Origin of the sequence: Pseudomonas sp. Sample_9 (assembly GCF_004307535.1) — a bacterium.
GTDB lineage: Bacteria > Pseudomonadota > Gammaproteobacteria > Pseudomonadales > Pseudomonadaceae > Aquipseudomonas > Aquipseudomonas mercuritolerans.
In genome coordinates this window covers 2,450-7,025 of record NZ_RAZO01000335.1, presented here as the reverse complement: position 1 = coordinate 7,025, position 4,576 = coordinate 2,450, and the positions used below count along the sequence as shown (strand labels likewise).

Here is a 4,576-nt window from a genome sequence, read left to right as displayed (position 1 = left end):
GATTTGGCAGTCGCTACGGCGGCTCGGACTGTTGATGCTCGTGTAGGAGCCGCCGAAGGCTGCGATCTTTTGATCTTCAAAGTCAAAAGATCGCAGCCTTCGGCAGCTCCTACAGGGTTATCAGCAGCTCCGAGCCGCCGTTGGCATTTGTTACGAGGCTGTTTTAATGCCGCTGTCCAACATCCGCATCATCCATGAGGACGCCGCCGTTCTGGTGGTCGACAAACCGACCCTGCTGCTCTCGGTGCCCGGTCGCGCTGACGACAACAAGGACTGCCTGATTACCCGCTTGCAGGAAAACGGCTACCCGGAAGCGCGCATCGTCCATCGCCTGGACTGGGAAACCTCCGGCATCATTCTGCTGGCCCGTGATGCCGATACTCATCGCGAACTGTCGCGGCAGTTTCATGACCGCGAAACCGAAAAGGCCTACACCGCTTTGGCGTGGGGTCAGCCGGAACTGGACAGTGGCAGCATCGACCTGCCCCTGCGCTACGATCCACCGACCAAGCCACGGCACGTGGTCGATCACGAATTCGGCAAGCACGCGCTGACCTTCTGGAAAGTCCTTGAGCGTTGCGGAGAATGGTGCCGCGTCGAACTGACACCGATCACCGGCCGCTCGCATCAACTGCGGGTACACATGTTGTCGATCGGCCACCCGCTGCTCGGTGACGGCCTCTATGCCCACGAGCAAGCGCTGGCAGCCTGGCCACGTCTGTGCCTGCACGCGAGCATGCTCAGTTTCACTCATCCGCAAAGCGGCGAACGCCTGCGCTTCGAGTGCCCGGCGCCATTCTGAAATGCGTGAATACTTTGAAAGCCCTTCCTTGCGAAGGGCTTTTTTTGTCCTGCCAGAATTCCACCGGCAATACATTGACGTAAAGAACTGTCATAAAATTGTAATCAAATATAAAATCATGGCACTTCGATATCAGGCAGGAGGCCTCTTCCGTGTTCTGCAACAAAACACTTCAATCCGAATACCCCATCGTGTGCGCATTCGGTAACACCACCCTGCACCTGAGCGAAGCACCCAGCATCCAGGCCCGCCAAGCCCTCGAGCAACTGATAAAAAAACGTCGCGCGCGCAAACTGACCCGGGCCAGCGCACCGTTGTCGTACTGTGAAACACCACTTTTCGCCAAAGTCCAGCCACTGGACACGTTCAAGGCAAAGGTGCGGGTGAGCCTGAAAAAACCGCAACGCAACGGGCGCTTCGACTGGCCGCTCGAAGAACTGATGAATTGCCTCGAAGCTCAGCGCCGGGGCGTGGAGATGCCTCCACTGAAAGGCTATGGCTATACCCGCAGCCGACTTGGCCTGACCGAGGAATTTTTCCTCCTGACTCACCTGCTCCAAGGCCATATCGACGGCGCCGAATGCATCAGACGCAATCCCGAAAACATCGAAGCTTTCATCCTCGACGCGTTCCAACTGCTCAGCTCGCTCGCCAGCAAGAACATCACTCACATGGATTTCTGGGTGGGCAATATCATGCTGCCCGAGCAAACGCAAAGGCCACTCAAAGCCATCGACTTTGAAAACTGCTTCGCCGGACCGACCGCGCACGCAAGTGAAACACTCGGTTTTCAACTCGGCTTCTTCTATCGTCGGGATATCTACAAGTTCATTACCGAAGCCGCCTACGATCGCCTGGTCGATCAATACATCGGTGCGCTGCCGGATTTGTCGAAAGACAAGTTCGAGACCGTCTACCAGTTGAGCAAACATGAATACGTCGGTCGCAAGCAGCGGCGTGAAGTCTTCCTCACGGGCAGATTGATCGTCGGTTGATACCCTCTCCGGCAACACTTCGAAGCAAGTGTCTGGCCTGCAAATCAGCGGAGCAATACGGTAAACTCGCGCCCCCGCCGTATGGAGCCGCTTATGCGCGAAGCCTTCCCCCCCATGGAAAAAGTACCGCACCAGTTGCTCTACCTGATCTATGGCGACAAAGACGTTTATCGGCGCGAGGCGAAATTCAGCATCCTCACGGCCCTGTCACAGCTGCAACAAGGCGAATCATTGTGCATCCGAGTCCTGACCGATCGTCCGCAGGACTATGCCGGCTGGCCGGTCGATACCGTCACTTTGAGCGAGCAGACCTTGATCCAGTGGCAGGGCGAAAACGGCTACCACCATCGCCGCAAAGCGTGCGCCATTGCACTGGGCCTGACACTCGCCGAAAAAACCCTGTTCGTCGATACCGACACGCTGTTTCTCGGTTCACCGCACCGGCTGTTCAGCATGATCACGCCCGGGCGTTACGTGATGGACCGCTTCGAATACGACTGGAGTTACGTCTGTAACCGGGCAGACTACGAAAAACTCGCGCGCTGCCTGCAAGTCCACGGGATTTCGTCGGCGAACAGCTTCAAGCTCTACAACAGTGGCTTGTGCGGCGTCACCGATGGCGATTCAGCGCTGCTGGACAAGTCGATCCGGCTGATCGATGAGTGGACGCAGGACCCGTTCGACATCCATACGATCGAACAGATTGCACTGTCGTTTGCCATGCGCGACCAACCGATCCAGGAAGCGAAGAAATTCGTCTATCACTACTTCGCCGATAAAAACTTCTTCCACGCCATGCAGAAACACTTTTTCGCCCGCCATGGCGAGGCCTTCCACCCCGAACTGCCAGCGCTGTGCTCCGAGGTTCCGCGCAGCAAACCCGTTCCCTCGACCTGGGAGCGCTTGCGCATCAAGTGGAAGCTGCGCAAAAAGCGCGGCGGCATGAAGAAAGTCGGCCGGGCATTGCTGTTCGGCAGTGCTGCACCTGCCCACCCGTATTACGAGATCTGCCGTCACGAATGGTGGGAATCGGCGTCGAGGGAAATCCTGCGTTGGGACAGCGTTGCGCAAAAGGCCTTCTTCGGCAGCGGCAAGGGCTGGCCGAAACACCTGCCGAAACCCGCCAGAAAGGATGATCAACAAGCGATCATCGCCTACCTGCGCAAGCGCATCGATCAGCATTCCTGAGCGTGCTTGCGCAAACCACTTGCCCAATGGCGCCGAGTGATGCGTTAAACTGCCGCCCATTGCTGTCTGGAGTTTCTTATGCGCGCAGAGTTGAACCAGGGCCTGATCGACTTTCTCAAGGCCTCCCCTACCCCGTTCCACGCCACCGCCAGTCTTGTTCAGCGTCTGGAGGCCGCCGGTTATGTGCGCCTCGACGAGCGCGAGCCATGGTCCACCGAGGCCAACGGCCGCTATTACGTCACCCGTAACGACTCCTCGATCGTCGCGATCAAAATGGGCCGCAACTCGCCACTGCACGACGGTATCCGTCTGGTCGGCGCCCATACCGACAGCCCGTGCCTGCGGGTCAAGCCGCAACCGGAACTGCAGCGTCAGGGTTTCTGGCAGCTGGGCGTCGAAGTCTACGGCGGCGCGCTGCTGGCGCCGTGGTTCGACCGCGATCTGTCGCTCGCCGGCCGCGTGACCTTCCGCCGTGACGGCAAGGTCGAGAGCCAGTTGATCGACTTCAAGGCACCGATCGCGATCATTCCCAACCTGGCCATTCACCTCAACCGTGAAGCCAATCAGGGCTGGGCGATCAATGCACAGACCGAACTGCCGCCGATCCTCGCCCAGTTCGCCGGTGACGAGCGCGTCGATTTCCGCGCCGTGCTCACCGACCAACTGGCCCGCGAACACGGCTTGAATGCCGACGTGGTGCTGGATTACGAGCTGAGTTTCTACGACACGCAAAGCGCGGCGGTGATCGGCTTGAACGGTGATTTCATTGCCGGTGCACGCCTGGATAACCTGCTGTCCTGCTACGCCGGCCTGCAAGCGTTGCTCACCGCCGAGACCGACGAAACCTGTGTGCTGGTCTGTAATGACCACGAAGAAGTCGGCTCGTGTTCGGCGTGCGGTGCCGACGGCCCGATGCTCGAACAGACCCTGCGCCGCCTGTTGCCGGAAGGCGACGAGTTCGTCCGCACCATCCAGAAATCCCTGCTGGTGTCGGCCGACAACGCCCACGGCGTGCATCCCAACTACGCGGAAAAGCACGATGCCAACCACGGCCCGAAACTCAACGCCGGCCCGGTGATCAAGGTCAACAGCAACCAACGCTACGCCACCAACAGCGAAACCGCCGGATTCTTCCGCCATCTGTGCATGGCCGAAGAAGTCCCGGTGCAAAGCTTCGTGGTGCGCAGCGACATGGGCTGCGGTTCGACCATCGGCCCGATCACCGCCAGCCATCTGGGCGTGCGCACCGTCGACATCGGCCTGCCGACCTTTGCCATGCACTCGATTCGCGAACTGTGCGGCAGCCATGATCTGGCGCATCTGGTCAAAGTGCTCAGCGCGTTTTATGCCAGTCGGGAATTGCCATAAAGGCTGAAAAGCTTCGCGAGCAGGCTCGCTCCCACAGTTGAACTGCATTTCAAATGTGGGAGCCAGTCATCTCCCCTTGGAATGCCAATCAACCCGTGGGAGCGAGCCTGCTCGCGAAAGCGCCTGTGCAGACAGCAGAATCCTCTCGGCCTGTTGCATTCCTGAGCTACATCACACCCTGCCTCGAAAACCCGCCTAGACTGCAAGAATCCTCTACAGACAA

Annotated in this window: 4 protein-coding genes; all 4 read left to right on the top strand. The window is 58.8% G+C overall.

The window, feature by feature from the left end; translation table 11 throughout:
- The first annotated feature begins 166 nt into the window (after positions 1 to 166).
- The 4 genes from D6877_RS18915 (at position 167) to D6877_RS18900 (ending at position 4,353) form a co-directional block, all read left to right on the top strand.
- On the top strand, positions 167 to 802 hold the full coding sequence (locus tag D6877_RS18915; RefSeq protein WP_130911751.1) for an RluA family pseudouridine synthase: 636 nt from the start codon (positions 167 to 169) through the stop codon (positions 800 to 802).
- Positions 803 to 954: 152 nt separating this feature from the next.
- Positions 955 to 1,797: a hypothetical protein gene (locus D6877_RS18910; protein ID WP_130911750.1), complete on the top strand. Its 843-nt coding sequence runs from the start codon at positions 955 to 957 to the stop codon at positions 1,795 to 1,797.
- Positions 1,798 to 1,890: 93 nt separating this feature from the next.
- Entirely contained in the window at positions 1,891 to 2,985 is a 1,095-nt protein-coding gene (locus D6877_RS18905; RefSeq protein WP_130911749.1) for a hypothetical protein, read from the top strand.
- Positions 2,986 to 3,063: 78 nt separating this feature from the next.
- Positions 3,064 to 4,353, top strand: a complete 1,290-nt coding sequence (locus D6877_RS18900) for a M18 family aminopeptidase (protein ID WP_064364632.1) — start codon at positions 3,064 to 3,066, stop codon at positions 4,351 to 4,353.
- Positions 4,354 to 4,576: the final 223 nt, after the last annotated feature.

What these genes read in the sequence shown, in the direction of transcription:
- D6877_RS18915 (WP_130911751.1), top strand. Translation starts at nt 167, where the DNA reads ATGCCGCTGTCCAACATCCGCATCATCCATGAGGACGCCGCCGTTCTG.
- D6877_RS18905 (WP_130911749.1), top strand. Translation starts at nt 1,891, where the DNA reads ATGCGCGAAGCCTTCCCCCCCATGGAAAAAGTACCGCACCAGTTGCTC.
- D6877_RS18900 (WP_064364632.1), top strand. Translation starts at nt 3,064, where the DNA reads ATGCGCGCAGAGTTGAACCAGGGCCTGATCGACTTTCTCAAGGCCTCC.